General features: G+C 46.5%; 17 protein-coding genes. 1 reads left to right on the top strand and 16 read right to left on the bottom strand.

Features of this window, described 5'->3' with window-relative positions; genetic code table 11:
• Positions 1–24 precede the first annotated feature (24 nt).
• The 6 genes from MHH86_RS00275 to pth form a co-directional block, all read right to left on the bottom strand.
• Complete coding sequence (locus tag MHH86_RS00275) at positions 25–1,707, bottom strand: polysaccharide biosynthesis protein (protein WP_076225104.1); 1,683 nt, start codon at positions 1,705–1,707, stop codon at positions 25–27.
• 148 nt (positions 1,708–1,855) lie between these two features.
• Positions 1,856–2,398: a stage V sporulation protein T gene (spoVT, locus tag MHH86_RS00270; RefSeq protein ID WP_036678783.1), complete on the bottom strand. Its 543-nt coding sequence runs from the start codon at positions 2,396–2,398 to the stop codon at positions 1,856–1,858.
• A gap of 255 nt (positions 2,399–2,653) precedes the next feature.
• Positions 2,654–3,694 (bottom strand): peptidylprolyl isomerase, encoded by a 1,041-nt coding sequence (locus MHH86_RS00265; RefSeq protein WP_036678785.1) that lies wholly within the window; start codon positions 3,692–3,694, stop codon positions 2,654–2,656.
• Complete coding sequence (mfd, locus tag MHH86_RS00260) at positions 3,681–7,205, bottom strand: transcription-repair coupling factor (protein WP_038568019.1); 3,525 nt, start codon at positions 7,203–7,205, stop codon at positions 3,681–3,683. Before mfd ends, MHH86_RS00265 begins: the two co-directional genes overlap by 14 nt.
• A 131-nt stretch (positions 7,206–7,336) precedes the next feature.
• On the bottom strand, positions 7,337–7,567 hold the full coding sequence (locus tag MHH86_RS00255) for an anti-sigma-F factor Fin family protein (protein WP_036678789.1): 231 nt from the start codon (positions 7,565–7,567) through the stop codon (positions 7,337–7,339).
• Positions 7,568–7,651: 84 nt separating this feature from the next.
• Positions 7,652–8,212: an aminoacyl-tRNA hydrolase gene (gene pth, locus MHH86_RS00250; RefSeq protein WP_036678864.1), complete on the bottom strand. Its 561-nt coding sequence runs from the start codon at positions 8,210–8,212 to the stop codon at positions 7,652–7,654.
• 125 nt (positions 8,213–8,337) lie between these two features.
• Between pth and MHH86_RS00245 the strand changes: the two genes are divergently transcribed.
• Entirely contained in the window at positions 8,338–8,538 is a 201-nt protein-coding gene (locus MHH86_RS00245; protein ID WP_036678792.1) for a hypothetical protein, read from the top strand.
• Positions 8,539–8,626: 88 nt separating this feature from the next.
• Here the strand turns inward: MHH86_RS00245 and MHH86_RS00240 are convergent, their stop codons facing one another.
• From MHH86_RS00240 to rnmV, 10 genes are all read right to left on the bottom strand, one after another.
• A complete protein-coding gene (locus tag MHH86_RS00240) occupies positions 8,627–9,580 on the bottom strand; it encodes a ribose-phosphate diphosphokinase (protein WP_036678796.1) in 954 nt (317 codons plus the stop codon).
• An 87-nt stretch (positions 9,581–9,667) separates the two neighbouring features.
• Entirely contained in the window at positions 9,668–11,068 is a 1,401-nt protein-coding gene (glmU, locus tag MHH86_RS00235; RefSeq protein ID WP_036678799.1) for a bifunctional UDP-N-acetylglucosamine diphosphorylase/glucosamine-1-phosphate N-acetyltransferase GlmU, read from the bottom strand.
• A gap of 272 nt (positions 11,069–11,340) precedes the next feature.
• Positions 11,341–11,628, bottom strand: coding sequence for a septation regulator SpoVG (gene spoVG / locus MHH86_RS00230; RefSeq protein WP_020425826.1), 288 nt, complete (start codon positions 11,626–11,628; stop codon positions 11,341–11,343).
• Between the two features lie 209 nt (positions 11,629–11,837).
• Positions 11,838–12,665 (bottom strand): pur operon repressor, encoded by an 828-nt coding sequence (gene purR / locus MHH86_RS00225; RefSeq protein WP_036678807.1) that lies wholly within the window; start codon positions 12,663–12,665, stop codon positions 11,838–11,840.
• 75 nt (positions 12,666–12,740) lie between these two features.
• Positions 12,741–13,595, bottom strand: a complete 855-nt coding sequence (gene ispE, locus MHH86_RS00220; RefSeq protein ID WP_036678809.1) for a 4-(cytidine 5'-diphospho)-2-C-methyl-D-erythritol kinase — start codon at positions 13,593–13,595, stop codon at positions 12,741–12,743.
• A 140-nt stretch (positions 13,596–13,735) separates the two neighbouring features.
• Complete coding sequence (locus MHH86_RS00215) at positions 13,736–13,912, bottom strand: small, acid-soluble spore protein, alpha/beta type (RefSeq protein WP_036678812.1); 177 nt, start codon at positions 13,910–13,912, stop codon at positions 13,736–13,738.
• A gap of 143 nt (positions 13,913–14,055) precedes the next feature.
• Positions 14,056–14,331 (bottom strand): Veg family protein, encoded by a 276-nt coding sequence (locus MHH86_RS00210; protein ID WP_019914493.1) that lies wholly within the window; start codon positions 14,329–14,331, stop codon positions 14,056–14,058.
• 276 nt (positions 14,332–14,607) lie between these two features.
• Positions 14,608–15,510, bottom strand: a complete 903-nt coding sequence (gene yabG, locus MHH86_RS00205; RefSeq protein WP_036678813.1) for a sporulation peptidase YabG — start codon at positions 15,508–15,510, stop codon at positions 14,608–14,610.
• Between the two features lie 164 nt (positions 15,511–15,674).
• Entirely contained in the window at positions 15,675–16,559 is an 885-nt protein-coding gene (gene rsmA, locus MHH86_RS00200; RefSeq protein ID WP_036678815.1) for a 16S rRNA (adenine(1518)-N(6)/adenine(1519)-N(6))-dimethyltransferase RsmA, read from the bottom strand.
• Positions 16,556–17,107, bottom strand: coding sequence for a ribonuclease M5 (gene rnmV / locus MHH86_RS00195; RefSeq protein WP_036678817.1), 552 nt, complete (start codon positions 17,105–17,107; stop codon positions 16,556–16,558). Before rnmV ends, rsmA begins: the two co-directional genes overlap by 4 nt.
• Between the last annotated feature and the right edge of the window lie 168 nt (positions 17,108–17,275).

The following is a 17,275-nucleotide window of genomic DNA, read 5'->3' as shown; positions in this document are numbered from 1 at the left end:
TGTTCCTCCTTTTAAGCGAGTTAATTATGGAAATAACCGCAGCTTTTTGAACTTGTCCGCCAGAGACGGGCCGATGCCCGGAAGCTGGCGAAGCTCGCTTTCGCTGAGCAGCCGCAGCACCACCGCGCCTACGGCAAAGACAACGCAGCCTGCGAGTACCCCGAGCAGGCTCTGCGCCAAGCTGGCGGTGCGTCCGCCGCCGATGCCAGCGGCCGTAGCCGCGGCGCCAGTGCCCCAGCTGGCAGCTGCGGCGGCAAGAGCCAGGCCCGCTGTGAGCAGCGCGGGCCGTGCCAGGGCATCTGCGAGGCGAAGCCGCAGATGGCCCTGGCGGTACAGCAGCAGCACGTTAAGCGCTGCTGCGAACGAATGCGCAGCCACGCCAGCGATGGCCGCGCCGGTAATGCCCTGCTGCGGAACCAGCAGCAGGTTCAGGGCCGCCTTGAGCAGCGCGGCGGCCAAAAGGTGCAGGGCCGGGGCGCGCACGTAGCCGAGGCCCTGCAGGAGCGCAGCAGAGATGATGCTGACTGTACCGCCAACAGCGGTAAAAGCCAGCCAAGTCATTGTGCTGCTGCCAGCGGTATCGCCGTAAAGAGCCATATTAATCGGCTCAGCAAGCACTGCAAGGCCCGCTGAGGCCGCTAGACCTAACAGCCAGAACCAACGCAGCGACAAGCTGCAGCGGGTCTCAATCAGCTTCATATCTCCCTTGTACTTCGCTTCCGCCAAAGCTGGAATGAACACAACAGACAGTGAGGTGGCAATCATCGTTATAATCTGCACAAGTGGCAAACCCCGATTGTACACACCAAACTGGGCCATCGCAGCTACTTCACTTCCGTCAGACGACAGCAGTCGAGGCACAGTGAATACATCTACAAGACCGATAAGAGGCATAGCCAGTGCACCTAGCATTACGGGAATTCCATAAGCCAGCAGTGTACCTGCTTTAATGCCCATAAACCCTTGCTTGGAACCTAGTCCATGTCCTGCATCCAGCGCTCTTACACGCTGACTTTCGACAGCAGCAGCTACTTCAGCAGCAGCTTCCTGTTTTACCCTCCGGCGGGGACGTCTCAAGTACAGCAGCATAATTACAAGCCCTGCGGCTCCCCCTCCGGCAGAACCAAGCAGCGCGCCAGCAGCGATGCTCTCAGCTCCTGCTCCCTGCGAAGTGAGATATAAAAGAAGAACAATCATCACTGTAACCCGTACAGACTGCTCTACAATCTGTGACACGGCAGTAGGAACCATATTATGCAGCCCCTGAAAATACCCGCGTATGGCCGACATGACAGGGACAACTGCCAAACCCCAGGCGCTTGTCCGCAAGGCAGGCATTACATGTGAGTTACCTACCCATTCGGCAATGATGGGTGCACCTACATAGGTGATGGCGCCGATAACCAAGCCGCTGATGCCTGTAATTAGCGCAGATAATAATAGAATCCGCCGGCCTTCTTCATCGCGTCTCCCAGCCGAAGCTTCGGCGACAAATTTGGAGATCGCCGCAGGCAGACCTAGCATAGCTACTGTTAACAGCATCGTATACAAGGGATACACTGTGTTGTATATACCAAATACAGCATCTCCGCCTAGATTTTGCAGCGGAATTTTTTGGAGTGTGCCAATAAGCTTTGAGATAATGGCCGCGGCACTAAGGATAAATGCGCCTTGCAGCAATCGTGATGTTTGTGTATTGGATTTCATATAATACCTGCTTCTACAACTTTGATGGGATGAATTTCTATATTATAACTTATGTATGCCCACAAGTAGAAACGGTTTTGTGTAAACGACAAAACCCCGTTTGCCCTTTGTATATCTTACCAAAAGGAAACCGGGGTCTAAATTAAGATTACTGCTCCATTTGTTTGCCCAGGAAAGCGGCAGCCGTTTCGGCCATTTTTATTTCCATTTGCGCCATCTTCGCCGAATCATCCTTGCTCACCATCACTACACAACCAATAGGATCTCCACCGGAAATGATCGGTGAGGCTACATATGAGGACACCAAATCCGGATGATCTTTAGCGATTTCATAACTGCCTTCATTGGTTTCTAACACAGTCTTACGGCTGTCCATGACTTTCTCCAACAGCACTCCCACCTGTTTCTCCAAATAATCTTTTTTGGAACCGCCTGCAAGGGCAATGAAGGTGTCACGATCAGCAATCATCGTAATGTGCCCAGTACCTTCGAACAATGACTCCGCGTACTCTTTTGCAAAGTCACCCAACTCACCAATCGGAGAATATTTCTTGAGAATGACTTCACCGTCCCGATCGACGAATATTTCCAGTGGGTCTCCTTCTCTAATACGAAGAGTACGTCTAATTTCTTTGGGAATAACCACGCGTCCGAGGTCATCAATACGGCGAACAATTCCAGTAGCTTTCATTTCACATGTGCCCCGCTTTCTTAAGAAGTATGGTCTTACTACTGTCCATTATGGGAAAGGATAATCCCAGTGATTTATCGTAATATCTGACCATAGTATTCATCTCTTCCCAGATCCTTATACATAAGCTGACATGTATTAATATCTGCATCAAGATAAAGGTAGTTCTACAACCGTTTCTGCGAAATAAAAAGCCATCTTCACTTTAAGTGAAGATGGCTTTTCTAAGGTAAGCTTGTCCATATTTACCGATGTTTATTCAGCGGCATCTGTAGCACTTGGGGATGCGCTTGGAGCTGTAGTGGCTTCTGTTCCACTATTTGTTCCGGTTTCATCTGCGGAAGCAGAGCTTTTTGGCAGATTGATGTTCTCAATAATGCCTTCCAGATCCTTTTCCATGAACGTTTCTAGGTTCTTGGATACAATTGAGCTCTTAATGCCTTCTTTTTGCTCATCCGTTAACTGGTCGAAAGTCTTGTCTGTACGGGACTCCACCTTGATGATGTGGTAACCGTACGAAGTTTCTACAGGATCACTGATGGTATTTAGAGGCAAGGTCTGTGCAGCCTTCTTAAATTCATCCACATAAGTGCCTACAGCTTTATCTTTATATTCTCCGCCTGCCTCTTTAGAGCCAGTATCGTCAGAATATTCCTTAGCGATGGCTGCGAAATCAGCACCGCCATCCAGCTTCGCCTTAACTTCTTTCGCTATTTTAAGCGCTTCTTCGCTGGTACGCTCTTTGTTGTCTGCATCTGTCAGACCAATTAGCACATGACGCAGTGTGGCAACCGTAAAGTCGCCTTTAGTCGCTTCGAATTCTTTGACAACTTGATCATCAGTCACTTTAAGCAGCATATCCTGATAAACTGACAGCACACGCTCCATATAAGTACGAATATCTTTCTCTGTAACGTCAGCATCTTTCAGTGTCTTCTTATAGGTATCGCCCAATTGTTCCTTAATGCTTGCAATTTGAGTATCGGCTTCTTTCTCCGCTTGCTTTTTCGCTTCATCCGTTGCTTGGGAAGCCAAATATTCAAAGCCCACTTCTTGCTTCAGAATGGACTCCTTAAACGCATCAATCTCTAAATATTGCGCTTGTTGTGGAGATAGGAATTTCATGATTTTTTGATCCATTGCAAATTCCTTTTGTGTAATCGTTCCACCTTTATAAGTGGCTACAGCTTGATTATCATCAGCACTATTTCCACATGCTGCTAGCATAGAAAAGGAAACTGCCGCTGCCAATGAAACGAGCAGCACTTTCCATGATTTTGTTTTATTTAACGACATTGTGTAGTTCTCCCTTCGATTTAAAAGACTGTTTAGCTTCCTTAAGAAACTGTTCAAGCAAGTCAAGCAGCTGTTTATCACTTAAATCTTTCGATTTGACCCGGATACTGGCTTTCGCATCCCTATCAAATTGTACACGTCTTTCGAAGCTATTTCCAACTTTGGCGAGTTTCGCTGTGTCTAAAGCGCCGAGACTTCCCTCATAGAAATTCAAGGTAACATCATCTCCGCGTCTAATCATGGAATCAATGCCATACATTTTTCCATACACTTTCAAACGAGCAACCGATAGTAGATTCACCACGGCTTCAGGTAACTCACCGAACCGATCCAAGAGCTCATCTTCAAGCTCGGAAGCATCATCGAAGGAGGTTACTGCCGCAACTTTTTTATAAATTTCAATTTTTTGGATACTGTCGTAAATATACTCTGACGGCAGATACGCGTCAATCGACAAATCAATGACTGTATTGCCTTCTTTCAGGGATGTATCTTCCTCCCCAAGCACAGTAACCTTACGCTTACGAATTTCCTCCGCCAGCATTTGTGAGTACAGATCAAACCCCACGGATGCGATAAAGCCATGCTGCTCTGCACCCAGCAAGTTGCCTGCACCGCGAATAGACAGATCTCGCATCGCTATTTTGAAACCAGAGCCCAGCTCCGTAAATTCCTTAATAGACTGCAGACGTTTCTCTGCAACCTCTGTCAGAACCTTGTCCCGTTGATACGTGAAATAAGCGTAAGCGATCCGATTGGACCGGCCTACACGTCCACGCAGCTGATAGAGCTGAGACAAGCCCATTTTATCCGCATCATGCACAATAAGTGTATTAACGTTCGGAATATCTACGCCCGTCTCAATAATACTTGTGCTGACGAGCACATCGTATTCTCCGTCAAGGAAATCGAGAATGGTCTTCTCCAGCTCAGATTCCGACATTTGACCATGTCCGATGCCAACTCTAGCCTCAGGAACAAGCATAGAGATTTGAGCAGCCATTTCTTGAATGCCCTGCACACGATTATAGAGATAATAGACTTGACCACCGCGGGCTAATTCCCGCTCTACAGCTTCCCGCGTAAGGGTCTGGCTATGCTCCACTACATACGTCTGTACAGGGAATCTGTTCTCTGGCGGGGTCTCAATGACAGACAAATCCCGCACTCCGAGCATCGACATATGTAGCGTACGAGGAATTGGAGTTGCAGTCAGCGTAAGAACGTCTACATTCGTTTTCAGTTTTTTCAGCTTTTCTTTATGAGTTACGCCGAAACGCTGTTCTTCATCCACAATTAATAGCCCCAGATCCTTGAATACAAGGTCCTGAGATAACAGACGATGTGTACCGATAACTACGTCGACAGTTCCTGCCCTAACGCCTTTAATCGTCTCGTTCTGCTCTTTACGGCTGCGGAAACGACTTAAGACCTGAATATTAAGCGGGTAATTAGCGAAACGTTCGCGGAAGGTCTCATAATGCTGTTGAGCCAAAATCGTTGTCGGGACTAGCACCGCCACCTGTTTACCTTCAATCGCTGATTTAAAAGCCGCCCGAATAGCCACTTCAGTCTTACCATATCCAACATCACCGCAAAGCAATCGGTCCATTGGCCGGTTTTGTTCCATATCCTTCTTAATCTCTTCGATAGCCCGAAGCTGATCTCGGGTCTCTTCGTAAGGGAACATTTCTTCAAATTCATGCTGTTCCTGTGTATCCTTTTCAAAACCATATCCTGCGGCACTTTGGCGCTCAGCATATAGTTTTATCAAATCATCAGCAATATTCTGAACGGAGGAACGAACCTTATTGGTGACTCGTGTCCATTCATTGCCGCCTAGCTTATATACTTTCGGCTCTTTATCTTCGGAACCGACATATTTCTGAATCAGGTCAATCTGCTCAATCGGAACTGAGAGCTTATCGCCGCCAGCATACAGAATATGCATGTAATCACGGTGAATACCGCTGACCTCAAGCGTGCCGATTCCCATATATTTTCCGATACCATGGTTCTGGTGAACGACATAATCACCGATTTTCAGCTCTGTGTAACTCTTGATCCGTTCAGCATTATCTATTCCTTTGGAAATCTTCCGTGCCTTCCGCTGCTTCTGAGAGAACATTTCCCCCTCAGTTATAACTGCTAGATGAATAGAGGGCAGCTCAAAACCAGAACCCAGATTTCCTTGTACAATCATCGGCTCGTTAATGCCGTAATCATAAAGAACTCTGCGCACTCGTTCAATCCGTTCCTCACTGCTCGCAAGCATCATTACCTTAACACCGGACTTCTGCCAACGCTCCATCTCCGATTTCAGCACATTCATCTGGCCATGGAAATCCTGCATTCCACGACTGATAAATCCAAGAATGTTCTGAGGCTGAATATGCGGAACCTGACGTAAAAAGATTGACATAAACAGACTTTGGAACGGGCGCTGATACATAACAACATCCGTATCGACAGAGAGATCTAGATCCGGTAAAGATTTGCCGTTTTGCAGCAAATGCAGGTTCCATTCCGATTCATCCCGTTCAAGCTGTCTCGCCGTTTCGAGCAGTCTTGTCGGCTCATCTAGAATAAGAATGGTATCCTGGGCCATGTAATCAAATAAATGAGAGCGTTCAGGATATAAAAGACTGATATATTTATAGATCTCCGGGAAATAAGTACCTTCCCGCAGCATTTCCAGCTCACGGCCAATTTCTTCCCGCAACCTGAGCTTCGCCTGGCGATCCGCCATCTTCTCCAACTGTCGCTCCATCATAGCTGAGGCTTCAGCAGAAGCAGATTCCTGGCGCAATCTACTAGCTATAATCTCTTTAGCCGGTGTAATCTTCACACTACGTACCTTATCAATAGAACGCTGATCCACTGGATCAAAAGTTCTTATGGAATCAACCTCATCGTCAAATAACTCAACCCGATAAGCCAAAGGAGATGTCATTGGATAAAAATCAATTATTCCACCCCGTACGCTCAGTTCACCACGATTTTCAACCCGCTCTACTCTTTCATAGCCCATTTCAATCATGGACATCAAAAATTCATCCAGAGCAAGCGTTCCATCTTGGGAAACGGTGACTTGTGCCTCTGCCATAACCTCTGGGGCTGGCAGCAATCTACGCACTCCTGAGTAAGGAACTACAACAATACCACGGAAGCCCTGAGCACATTTGGTCAGCACATCTATACGCTGAGCCAGTGTCTCTGGGCTTGATACAGCCGCTTCTGCAGCCACTAGTTCATTGGCGGGATAGAGCAGAACCCGGTCAGGAGAAAGCGCTTCCTGCAAATCATCGGCCATCTTCTGGGCCGAAAACATATTATGAGTCACTACAAGTAAGGGACGAGTTGTCTCTTCATGTAATGCTGCAAGCATAATCTGTCTAGCAGAACCTGTAAGCCCCGAAATGAGCTGCTCTTTCATACCTGCAGCAACACCATGGGTGATAGACTGGAAATCGGGATCCTTGGAAAAAGCTTCTATAAGACCTTGTAACAACAGGCGCACCTCTCTTACTAAACAGGCTAACGGTGGCGTAGCCACCGTCACCTATTATGATTGGAATCGAAAAGAAGCCTCAGCTGTAACGCCAAGGCTTGCGGATGACGATAGAGACAGGCGCTTCCACCTTACTGAAGCGGACTTGTCAGCAGGCTAAGCTCCGGATTGTTCTCTAAAGCCTCCTTGCAATAGTCGCAAGTAACCTTTACCGTGATTTCACCTTCTGAATTATACGCTATTATATCTCTGCGCTCCGCAGGGGTCAAGGAATGAAGGCCCAACTGCATTTCTGTAACATCACTTCTATTAATACTGCCTAGAGATGTCTTACAGTGCCTACAAACATAGTTTATTGCCATCTATATGCCTCCTGAAGGTACTATATACCTTCAGTATGTCCGGGCAGCTTCATCTTTAGCCTTAAAAACAACAGGGTTTACAGATTAACCATTGAACTTAGCCATCGTCTGCTCGAATGAATGCTGTAAGCTGTATTCCAGTGCATCACAAGTATTAAGGATCATTTGCTTAAGCGGATCGCTTTCCTTCTTAGGAAAAGTAGAAAGTACATAATCGACAATAGCAAAACCTGGCTCAGGACGAGAAATACCCATTCGTACCCGATTGAAATTCTGTGTTCCTACATGCTGGATGATGGATTTAATTCCATTATGTCCACCAGCGCTTCCTTGATAACGCAAACGGATTTTTCCGATTTCTGTATCCAAATCATCATAAACGACGATCATATCTTCAAGTTGAACTTTGTAATAATCCATATAAGCGCGAACGGCCTCACCGGACAAGTTCATAAAGGTCATGGGCTTAATCAATACGGTTTTGACGCCACCAATGACCCCTTCACCGATGACGGATTTACATTTGCTCTGGTTGAAGGCAATTCCGTTCTGGGCGGCAAGCTCATCCAAAGCCATAAAGCCAACATTATGCCTTGTTTTCGCGTACTGTGTTCCGGGATTTCCCAATCCGACAATCCATTTCATTATCGAACCTTTCCTTTCCATTCGGGCTCTCCGGCAAGAGGAGTCCGTTTTTGGTACAATAGATCTAATCTACATATCTCTGTGCAACCAGAGCGAAATTATACTCCGAAGACAGGTGATAACCCATGCCGCACAAAGGCGAATTATTGACACATCAACGCCATTTTCAGTACCACATCCAATATGCTGTACCCGTGGAAATATATAAGGGCGACGTGCATATTGATATCGGTGTATTAACAGCGGTAGACGAAGCTTTCGTGGAGCTACAAGGGACACTCTATAACCGCAGTTTATTCACCTTTGTCTCCCGCCCCGGATATTGAATCCAGTAGTTCTACCTGTAGCACGCCGATAAGGGTTACATCTCCGAGAACGGAGGTGTAACCCTTTTGTACTATTCATTCGTTATATTTATTCAATCTCGAACAATTTACTAATCGACAACTCTTCATGAACGCGGATAATTGCCTCACCCATAAGTGGAGCCACGGACAACACCTTGAGCTTAGAGGTTGGATTCGCGCTGCGAATTGGAATGGTATCCGTCACGATAATTTCTTTGATTGGAGAATTCTCCAGACGCTCGTGTGCAGGACCAGACAATACTGGGTGTGTACAGCATGCGTATACTTCCTTCACGCCGCCTTCCATCAAAGCATTAGCACCAAGTACGATAGTTCCAGCGGTATCGATGATATCATCAATCAGGATGGCTGTTTTGCCTTCGATATTACCGATGATGTTCATAACTTCGCTGACGTTAGGTTCTGGACGACGCTTGTCTATAATAGCCAGCGGAGCGTTTAGGAAATCAGCAAGCTTTCTTGCACGTACTACACCGCCATGATCCGGCGATACGACAACTGGGTTCTCGATTTGTTTGGAACGGAAATACTGAGCCAGAATCGGTACACCAAGCAAATGATCCACTGGAATATCGAAGAATCCTTGAATCTGCATGGCATGAAGATCCATCGTAATTACACGGTGAGCGCCAGCCTTTTCAATTAGATTGGCTACCAGCTTAGCGGTAATGGGGTCACGGGAACGGGCTTTACGATCTTGACGGGCATATCCGTAGTAAGGGATAACCACGTTGATGCTTTTTGCAGAGGCACGTTTAAGCGCATCTACCATAACCAAAAGCTCCATCAGGTTATCATTTACAGGGCCACAAGTGGATTGAACAATATAAACATGACATCCCCGAACGCTTTCTGACAGCTTGACCTGAATTTCTCCATCGCTGAAACTTGTGGTGTGTGATTCACCCATCGGAATCCCGATGTAATCAGCAATTTGACTAGCTAGCTTAGGATTGGAGTTACAGGTGAAAATCTTTAACTTGGAATCACAATAAGTCATAAAATATAAACCCTCCGTGACGGAATTTAGCTTTCCAAAGGCGCCGGCGCGGAAATATAAGTCCGTCCGGCGCTTCTTAGCAACGCTTTACGATGGACTCGAGTGGTCTTTCTTCGCTTTAGCACGGGAACGGATCTTCTCTGCATATCCCGGTTTGTTCTCTTGTCTTACTCTAGCTACAGCCAGATCGTTCTCGGAAACGGAACGTGTAATTGTCGAACCTGCTACAACAAAAGCCCCTTTGCCCACAGTGACTGGAGCAATAAGATTAACATTACTGCCAATAAAGGCATCGTCTGCGATTGTTGTCTTGAATTTATTATACCCGTCGTAGTTAACGGTAATCGCACCGCACCCGACGTTTACATTCTTACCTACAGATGCGTCGCCGACATAACTAAGATGTGACACTTTTGAACCGTCACCAATAGTAGCATTCTTGATCTCGACGAAATCTCCAACCTTAACTTCTTCTCCAAGCACAGAGCCTGGACGCAAATAGGCAAAAGGCCCAACGGTTGTCCGTGCGCCGACTTGAGCTTGATTCAATACGGACTGCTTAATCGTCGCATCATCCATAATCTGACAGTCTTCGATTTCACTAGCCGGTCCGATCACACAATTGTCCCCGATTACAGTCTTCCCTTTCAGGATGGTTCCTGGATAAAGCGTTGTATCTGATCCGATAACTACATCTGCTCCGATATAAGTGGAGGCTGGATCAATGATGGTTACACCACCGAGCATGTGTTTACGATTAATACGTTGACGCATAAAGGCTTCCGCTTCAGACAAAGCTAAACGATCATTAACGCCGATAGACTCAGCTGCGTCATGGGTCTGATATCCTAGTACGGTATCCCCTTGTGAACGAAGAATCCCAATCACATCAGTCAAATAATACTCCTGCTGGTTATTACTGTTCGTTACCTTTTCGAGTGCAGCAAATAATTTAGCATTATCAAAACAATAAGTGCCTGTATTGATTTCCTGAACCGCATCTTCTTCAGTAGTGCAATCCTTCTGCTCTACAATCTTCAGAACGCCGCCATCTTCACCACGAATAATTCTTCCGTAGCCTGTAGGCTTTTCCATAACTGCTGTCAATACGGTTGCAGCCGCATTACGCTGTTCATGAAGCGCCATGAGTCCTTCCAGGGTCTCCGTGGTTACGAGTGGTGTGTCTCCACAAATAACTATAGTTGTTCCTTCTTCGCCAGCAAGTAAATCCTTTGCTTGTTTGACAGCATGGCCAGTGCCGAGCTGAGTTTCCTGCAGCACGTATTCCGCTCCATCACCTACATAGGCCTTAACTTTCTCTGCGCCATGCCCAACAACAACAACGGTGCGCTGGCATCCGGTCGCTTTTACTGTATCAAGCACGTGCCCTACCATCGGCTTACCGCAAACGGGGTGCAGCACCTTATATAATTTAGATTTCATTCGCTTGCCTTGACCTGCGGCAAGTACTACAGCCATTCTTTTCAAGAATGCCAACCTCCTACTCTTGAACTCACTACTGAATATATCTCATTCCGGGCAAAAAGAAAAGAGAACCATGAAGTCATGGTTCTCTTTTCTATAAACCCCAAGTTAGAAAAGCATTTATCGCTGCCTTTCGAAGATGTCGTCAAATCCTTCACCAGCAATAGCTTTTCTTGCAAGATCAGGCTGCTAATTCATGAAGTGTATGTCGGTGTGATCTTATCAAAAACGGCGGATCCTACGCCACCCAAAAGGTAGCAGTCTTCCGAGGAAGCCTAAGCTCCCTCTTCAATAACTTCTTCTTCTTCCGTAGCGGCGCGATCGTACTCGGCCAGAACCGCGGATTGAATCTTCTCGCGTGTTCCCGAAGAGATCGGGTGCGCGATATCGCGGAATTCGCCGTCCGGTGTACGCTTGCTGGGCATTGCAACAAACATCCCATTATTGCCATCGATGACGCGAATGTCATGAACAACAAACTCGTTATCGATGGTAATGGATGCGATTGCTTTCATTCTCCCCTCAGAGTTAACGCGGCGGAGTCTGACATCCGTAATTTGCATGTGTGTGTTCACCACCTTTTTCCATCAGAGACTTGGTGTATAATTCCACACAGCAAAGCGAATTCCTTCTTTTTCATTCCATAAAATACCTAAAAAAGAAATATATTTTTTGGGATATGTTGTTTTCGACATACATCGAGTAGTTTTCTTAATATTCCTTACGTTTTCGACAATTTCCACGCTTTTTGAAAATGTAAGAGAATGGCTAATCAAGAGGAAAAGTAGTTGCCCGGATGCGCCGAAATTCTCCGCTCTTTGGAGTCTACTTCACTTAGTTTTACCAAGGACACGTAATCGTGCAACAGACGCTCTTCCGTCTCTACAGCGCCTGATTCCACTAAAACGCCTACCCCAGCAACCTCGGCATTAAATTCACCGAGCAGATCGACCATACCACGTACAGTCCCTCCCGCCTTCATGAAGTCATCTACGATAAGTACTCGCGATTTCTCCTTGAGTGCCCGTCTGGAGAGAGACATTGTGTGTATGCTTTTATGAGATCCTGATACGTAATTAATACTTACTGCTGATCCCTCTGTAACCTGATGGTCACGTCGCACAAGCACTACCGGCAAGCCTAGCTGTGCTGCTGTTGCATAGGCTAGTGGAATGCCTTTCGTTTCAACGGTCATCACCACATCGATTTCCGATCCGTAAAAGGCCGTTGCGATGATCTTACCCGCCTGTTCCATCAAAGACGGCAACCCAAGTAGATCCGACATATACAAATAACCGCCAGGCAATATCCGGTCAGTCTGCTCTAGCTGCACACATAAGCGCTGCACAAAGGTTAGCGCCATATCTTTAGGCATAACTGGGATATAACGAACTCCACCCGCTGCACCAGCTAAAGTCTGCAGCTCTCCGATGCCTTCACCTTCAAATACTTCTTTTATGATTGCCAAATCTTCACTGATGGAGGACTTAGCCGCTCCATAGCGATCGGCAAATATAGACAGCGGCAGTAGTTCATGCGGCCGCTCAAGTAAAAACTGAGTCATGTCTACCAAACGTTGGCTTCTTTTTAATTTCTTCACGGAATGCTCCTCGCCAAAACCGAATATTTTAGAAAAATATATCACTTTTGTACGGGTTTATACAAGAGAAGCAGACTAATTCAGTGATCTCACAGCGTAGACTTCCTTGCAGAACCCTCGCAGTCCGTTGTAAATCCTTGCTACTTTAGACTGCTTGGACACTAAACCGAATACGGTAGGTCCGCTGCCTGACATCAACACCCCATCTGCTCCGAGCTTTATCATCGCTTCCTTGAGCTGCTGAACCTCTGGATGCAGCCTTAGGGTAACATCTTCAAGCACGTTGCCTAGATGGTTGCATACGCCCCCAAAGTCTCCTGCTTCAATCGCTTGCTGCATCTTTCGAGCAGAAGGATGCACAGCTATATTATTGCTCCGAACGCGTCCATACACTTCTGCAGTCGATACATTGATCGGTGGTTTCGCCAACACAACCCAACATTGTGGCGGGTTGTTGATTGGCGTAAGCTTTTCGCCTCGTCCTGTAGCTAAGGCTGTGCCGCCTGTGACGCAGAAAGGCACATCTGAACCCAGCTCAGCGCCAAGCTCCTGTAGCTCCTGCGCAGGAATACCGAGACGCCACAGACGGTTTAGACCGCGTAGCGTAGCTGCGGCATCACTGCTGCCGCCAGCTAGGCCAGCCGCAACCGGAATTCTTTTATCCAGATGGATATGTACCCCACTCTTCACGTTATAACGGTCTTTAATAAGCCTTGCCGCCTGGAAAGCTAAATTTTTCTCGTCCAGGGGAATATAACCAGCCTGACTTGATATTATAATAGTATCCCTTGGCAGCTCAGACAGCTCTAAGCGGTCTGCTAAATCTACCATGGTCATAATCATTTCCACCTCATGAAAACCGTCAGCACGTTTGTGCAGCACATCCAGCATCAAATTAATTTTAGCTGGTGCCTTTTCATACATTTTCAAGGCGTTCACCCACCTTCAGCTTTTCCCGTAAAAACAACTTAACATATTATATGAGAAACTTCTAATGAAGTCCAATAATAAAAGGGTGTCGCCTTTTAGACGCACCCTTTTTCAGTAATATTCACTTTATAGCCTAAAATTTAAGATTTCCGCGCGGCCTGTTCAGCAAGCTGTATCGCTTTTTTCACCATGTTGCCAGCGTCTTGAGTTGTAATTCCACCCCAGCCCTCACGTTCTACGGTTTCATAAAAACCCAGCTCCTTGGCTAACTCTGTCTTCAGTTCCTCCGACATCATGCCTCGTTTTCTGCGGCTCATTACGGAATTCCTCCCTTATGAAAATAAATGATTAACCCGTTGCCCAATTAGTATGCTTGCTTAGAACACGGATCATGCACCAAATATTTGTCCCAAAAAACGCAAACAAAAAACAGCCTCCAAAGGAGACTGTTCGTGAAACATTAAGCTTTAATATACATAATCCGCATCTGCCCATCGTCTTCACAAACTGTGATTTCCACAGATTCAGTAAGTATATCGGCATAGCTATAGGAGACTCGCTTAAAAGTTTGCTGCTCCTGATCCAGTTTGACAATAAATACAGAAGGGTACGTTTCTTCCAGGACACCTGTGCGTTCAACGGTTTTACGACGACCTCCGTTTGCACGCAATGTGATCTTATGACCGACGTGAGCTTCAAGACTGCGTTTGATTTCCAACAGCGCGTTATTAGCCATTACCTGACGACCACCTCTTTTCTTGTCCATTATACAACTTTTTCAGGACAATGTCAAAGCAAATAAATAATTAATTATAGTTGATGCATATTTCGTTGTCAACGGAATTTTTTTGCGAGAAATCAGCGCCGGACTAATATCCTTGTTATCTGTAATATAGGCATCACAAAGAAAAAAAGAAAGGGTTAAGCTCAGCGCTCACCCTTTCTTTCGGATATTCTATTCAGCCCATTCAAATTACCTATATTCCTGAAACCATAGACCTATCTCTGCCGCTTAAATGGCTGATGGTGTCACTTTTAGCGCCGACAGATTCTGCAGCCGCGGCATTCCGATACGGAAGCTGCCACGGGTCTCAACACCACCAATACCCTGATTACCGCTGATGGTATTATTCAGAACATCACTAAGATTTACAGTATCCCTGATGGAAGTAAAGGATGATTTTGCTGCTACATAAACGGGATCCAGAGCATGGATCAAAATTCGACCAGGTGAACTGGCAAAATTAGCCCCAGCTCCAAGTAATGCCTCGAAATGAGATTGGCAAGCACCGGCAACAATAGTCAACGCATCAAAATTCCGCTCATACTCCCTAGCTACCCTAATAGCAGCTATAAAGTTTTGCGAATTTTTGTAGCTATTCAGACTATATAGATCGTAAGTATGCTGTTGCTTCAGTACCCCATCATGACCAGTGATCACTACAATGTCTGGGCGTACACGGGGCAACAGCCGGTATAACGTATCAGCCATTGCAGATTCATGAACATGATGCCCTTCAGCGGGAATCCGCAGCTGCTCGTATAAGCTAAGGCTCTTATTCAAATATGCCGGATCGCCATCCAGATGCAGTACTTTACCCGGCACTTCAAAATAAGGAGCTTCCTTGGACGGTGGAGCCCATGTCCCCTCTGTTAGGGTTCCCCCGCTCCGCTGACTTTGCTCCTGACGGTCCTTCCGCAGCTGTGTCAGTGATTCCTTCGCTTTGATTTGTGCTTGCTGTCCCCGTTCCGTTATTCGGGTAGGAGGCACTTGAACCAGGTCATCCAGGGGAGAATCCGCCAACAGGCGGAAATCTGTGCCTTTAATGACGGCTCTATCCTGCACGATATTATCTACACGAAATGTTAAATCACCGCCATAAGATTTGCGAACGACCAAGTCTCCTAAATTCATTACAACCACCACCTCTACCCCATCGTATGGGCAAAGGCCTCAGTTGGTTCATAACTCGCCATATTTTTAAATATAAGAATGTATAATGCTCCACCAGAATAACATCCTTATATTTCTACGAGAAACGGTTGTCGTCCTTTAAGACAACAACCGTTTCTTATTGCTTATTCAATTCCAGCGGCTAGCAAAACACCGCTTAAGCGGGCGTATTCTTCAAGACTGAGTGTTTCTCCGCGACGGGTCGGTTCAATACCCGCTTCTGCGAGTAAAGCCTCCAGCTGCTCACGTCCTTGTTCAGGGAAGTAACGAGCCTTCAGATTGTTAGCAATCGTCTTGCGGCGCTGTGTGAAAGAAGCGTGAACCACTTCAAAGAAATGCTTCTCACTCTCCACCTTTACCGGAGGATGCTCTCTAACCTTCAGACGGATAACAGCAGACTCCACATTAGGTTGAGGGATGAATACCGTACGCGGCACGATACAGACGAGCTCAGGCTCGCTGTAGTACTGCACGGCAATGCTAAGACTTCCGTATTCCTTTCCACCTGGAGATGCAGCCATACGCTCCGCAACCTCCTTCTGAATCATTACAACGATGTTATCAAGGGGAAGCTTCTCTTCAAGCAGCTTCATCAGAATCGGAGTAGTCACATAATAAGGCAGGTTAGCAACCACACTGACCTTGTTCACAGTGGTGAAATCTTCCTTGAACATTTCCTGCAAGTTCACATTGAGGACATCATCGTTACGAACCTTAACATGGGGATAAGGGGAAAGTACGTCTTTTAATATTGGAATCAGTCTACGGTCTATCTCTACGGCAGTTACAGCACCGGCTGTTAGTGCCAGACGCTCCGTCAGCGCTCCAATTCCCGGCCCGATCTCCAGCGCCCCAGAATCGCTATCTAGTCCAGCAGCGTCTACAATCTTGTCCAAAATATTTTGATCAATCAAAAAATTCTGTCCCAGGCTTTTCTTGAACTTGAATCCATAACGTTGAATAATCTCTTTGGTCCGTTTTGGAGTCGAAATTTCCTCTCTACCACTCATGAAGTAATGCCTCCCTGATCAATTTGGGCGAGAGCCCCGGCAAATTCCTCCCGCGTAATCCCAAACATCGCCAGCCGCTTGTACAGCTGTTTGCCGTTACAATATCCGATTCCAAGCAAATTACCAAGCGCCATACGTCTTTCAGCAGCCCGAGGGTGTACAAGCATTCCAGCGGCCATAAGGTCATCAATACCAATCAAAGCAGGTGCTCCTTCAAAAGAGGTATGTACATTACGCAGCGCATGACGAATCGCCTCTGGCGATGCATTCTCTACACCGATATCCCCTTTTCGAGTTGCGTCCTTCTCCGGAATAAAAGCATGCTTGCAGCCCGGCACCTTCGCTGAAACGATTTTACGAATTCGCTCCCCGGCATGGTCCGGGTCCGTAAGAATAATAACCCCTCTGCGTTCCATAGCTAGCGCAATCTTCGCAATTACAGTCCGGTTTACAGCAGAGCCGCCTGTCTCAATCGTATCTGCTTCCACAGCACGCTTAATGGCTACGGTATCGCTTTTGCCTTCAACGACGATTAATTCCTTAATCATATTTCTTGACTCCTTCCAAAAAAAGCAAAAAGAAGAGGATTCGCTCCTCTTCTTTTGGTTAAAGAATGTATAAGTGATGAGCGGTTGCTCTGCGATCAACGAAATGATCATCCAGCGTTCCTTAACGGTTATCATCACTATAGCTTATCAAAGGATTTTTTGCAAAAG

This window comes from Paenibacillus sp. FSL F4-0097 (genome assembly GCF_038593125.1).
In the GTDB taxonomy this organism is placed as follows: Bacteria; Bacillota; Bacilli; order Paenibacillales; family Paenibacillaceae; genus Paenibacillus_AQ; species Paenibacillus_AQ odorifer.
Note: the sequence above shows the minus strand (reverse complement) of the source record. Positions and strands in the feature narration are given on the sequence as shown.

Coding starts and splice junctions, on each gene's coding strand:
- rnmV (WP_036678817.1), bottom strand. CDS start 17,107: ATGATTAAGGAATTAATCGTCGTTGAAGGCAAAAGCGATACCGTAGCC.
- spoVG (WP_020425826.1), bottom strand. CDS start 11,628: ATGCAAATTACGGATGTCAGACTCCGCCGCGTTAACTCTGAGGGGAGA.
- pth (WP_036678864.1), bottom strand. CDS start 8,212: ATGAAATGGATTGTCGGATTGGGAAATCCCGGAACACAGTACGCGAAA.
- MHH86_RS00255 (WP_036678789.1), bottom strand. CDS start 7,567: ATGGCAATAAACTATGTTTGTAGGCACTGTAAGACATCTCTAGGCAGT.
- MHH86_RS00275 (WP_076225104.1), bottom strand. CDS start 1,707: ATGAAATCCAATACACAAACATCACGATTGCTGCAAGGCGCATTTATC.
- MHH86_RS00240 (WP_036678796.1), bottom strand. CDS start 9,580: ATGACTTATTGTGATTCCAAGTTAAAGATTTTCACCTGTAACTCCAAT.
- MHH86_RS00210 (WP_019914493.1), bottom strand. CDS start 14,331: ATGGCTAATAACGCGCTGTTGGAAATCAAACGCAGTCTTGAAGCTCAC.
- yabG (WP_036678813.1), bottom strand. CDS start 15,510: ATGAATTTAGGAGACTTGGTCGTTCGCAAATCTTATGGCGGTGATTTA.
- spoVT (WP_036678783.1), bottom strand. CDS start 2,398: ATGAAAGCTACTGGAATTGTTCGCCGTATTGATGACCTCGGACGCGTG.
- MHH86_RS00245 (WP_036678792.1), top strand. CDS start 8,338: ATGCCGCACAAAGGCGAATTATTGACACATCAACGCCATTTTCAGTAC.
- MHH86_RS00265 (WP_036678785.1), bottom strand. CDS start 3,694: ATGTCGTTAAATAAAACAAAATCATGGAAAGTGCTGCTCGTTTCATTG.
- MHH86_RS00215 (WP_036678812.1), bottom strand. CDS start 13,912: ATGAGCCGCAGAAAACGAGGCATGATGTCGGAGGAACTGAAGACAGAG.
- rsmA (WP_036678815.1), bottom strand. CDS start 16,559: ATGAGTGGTAGAGAGGAAATTTCGACTCCAAAACGGACCAAAGAGATT.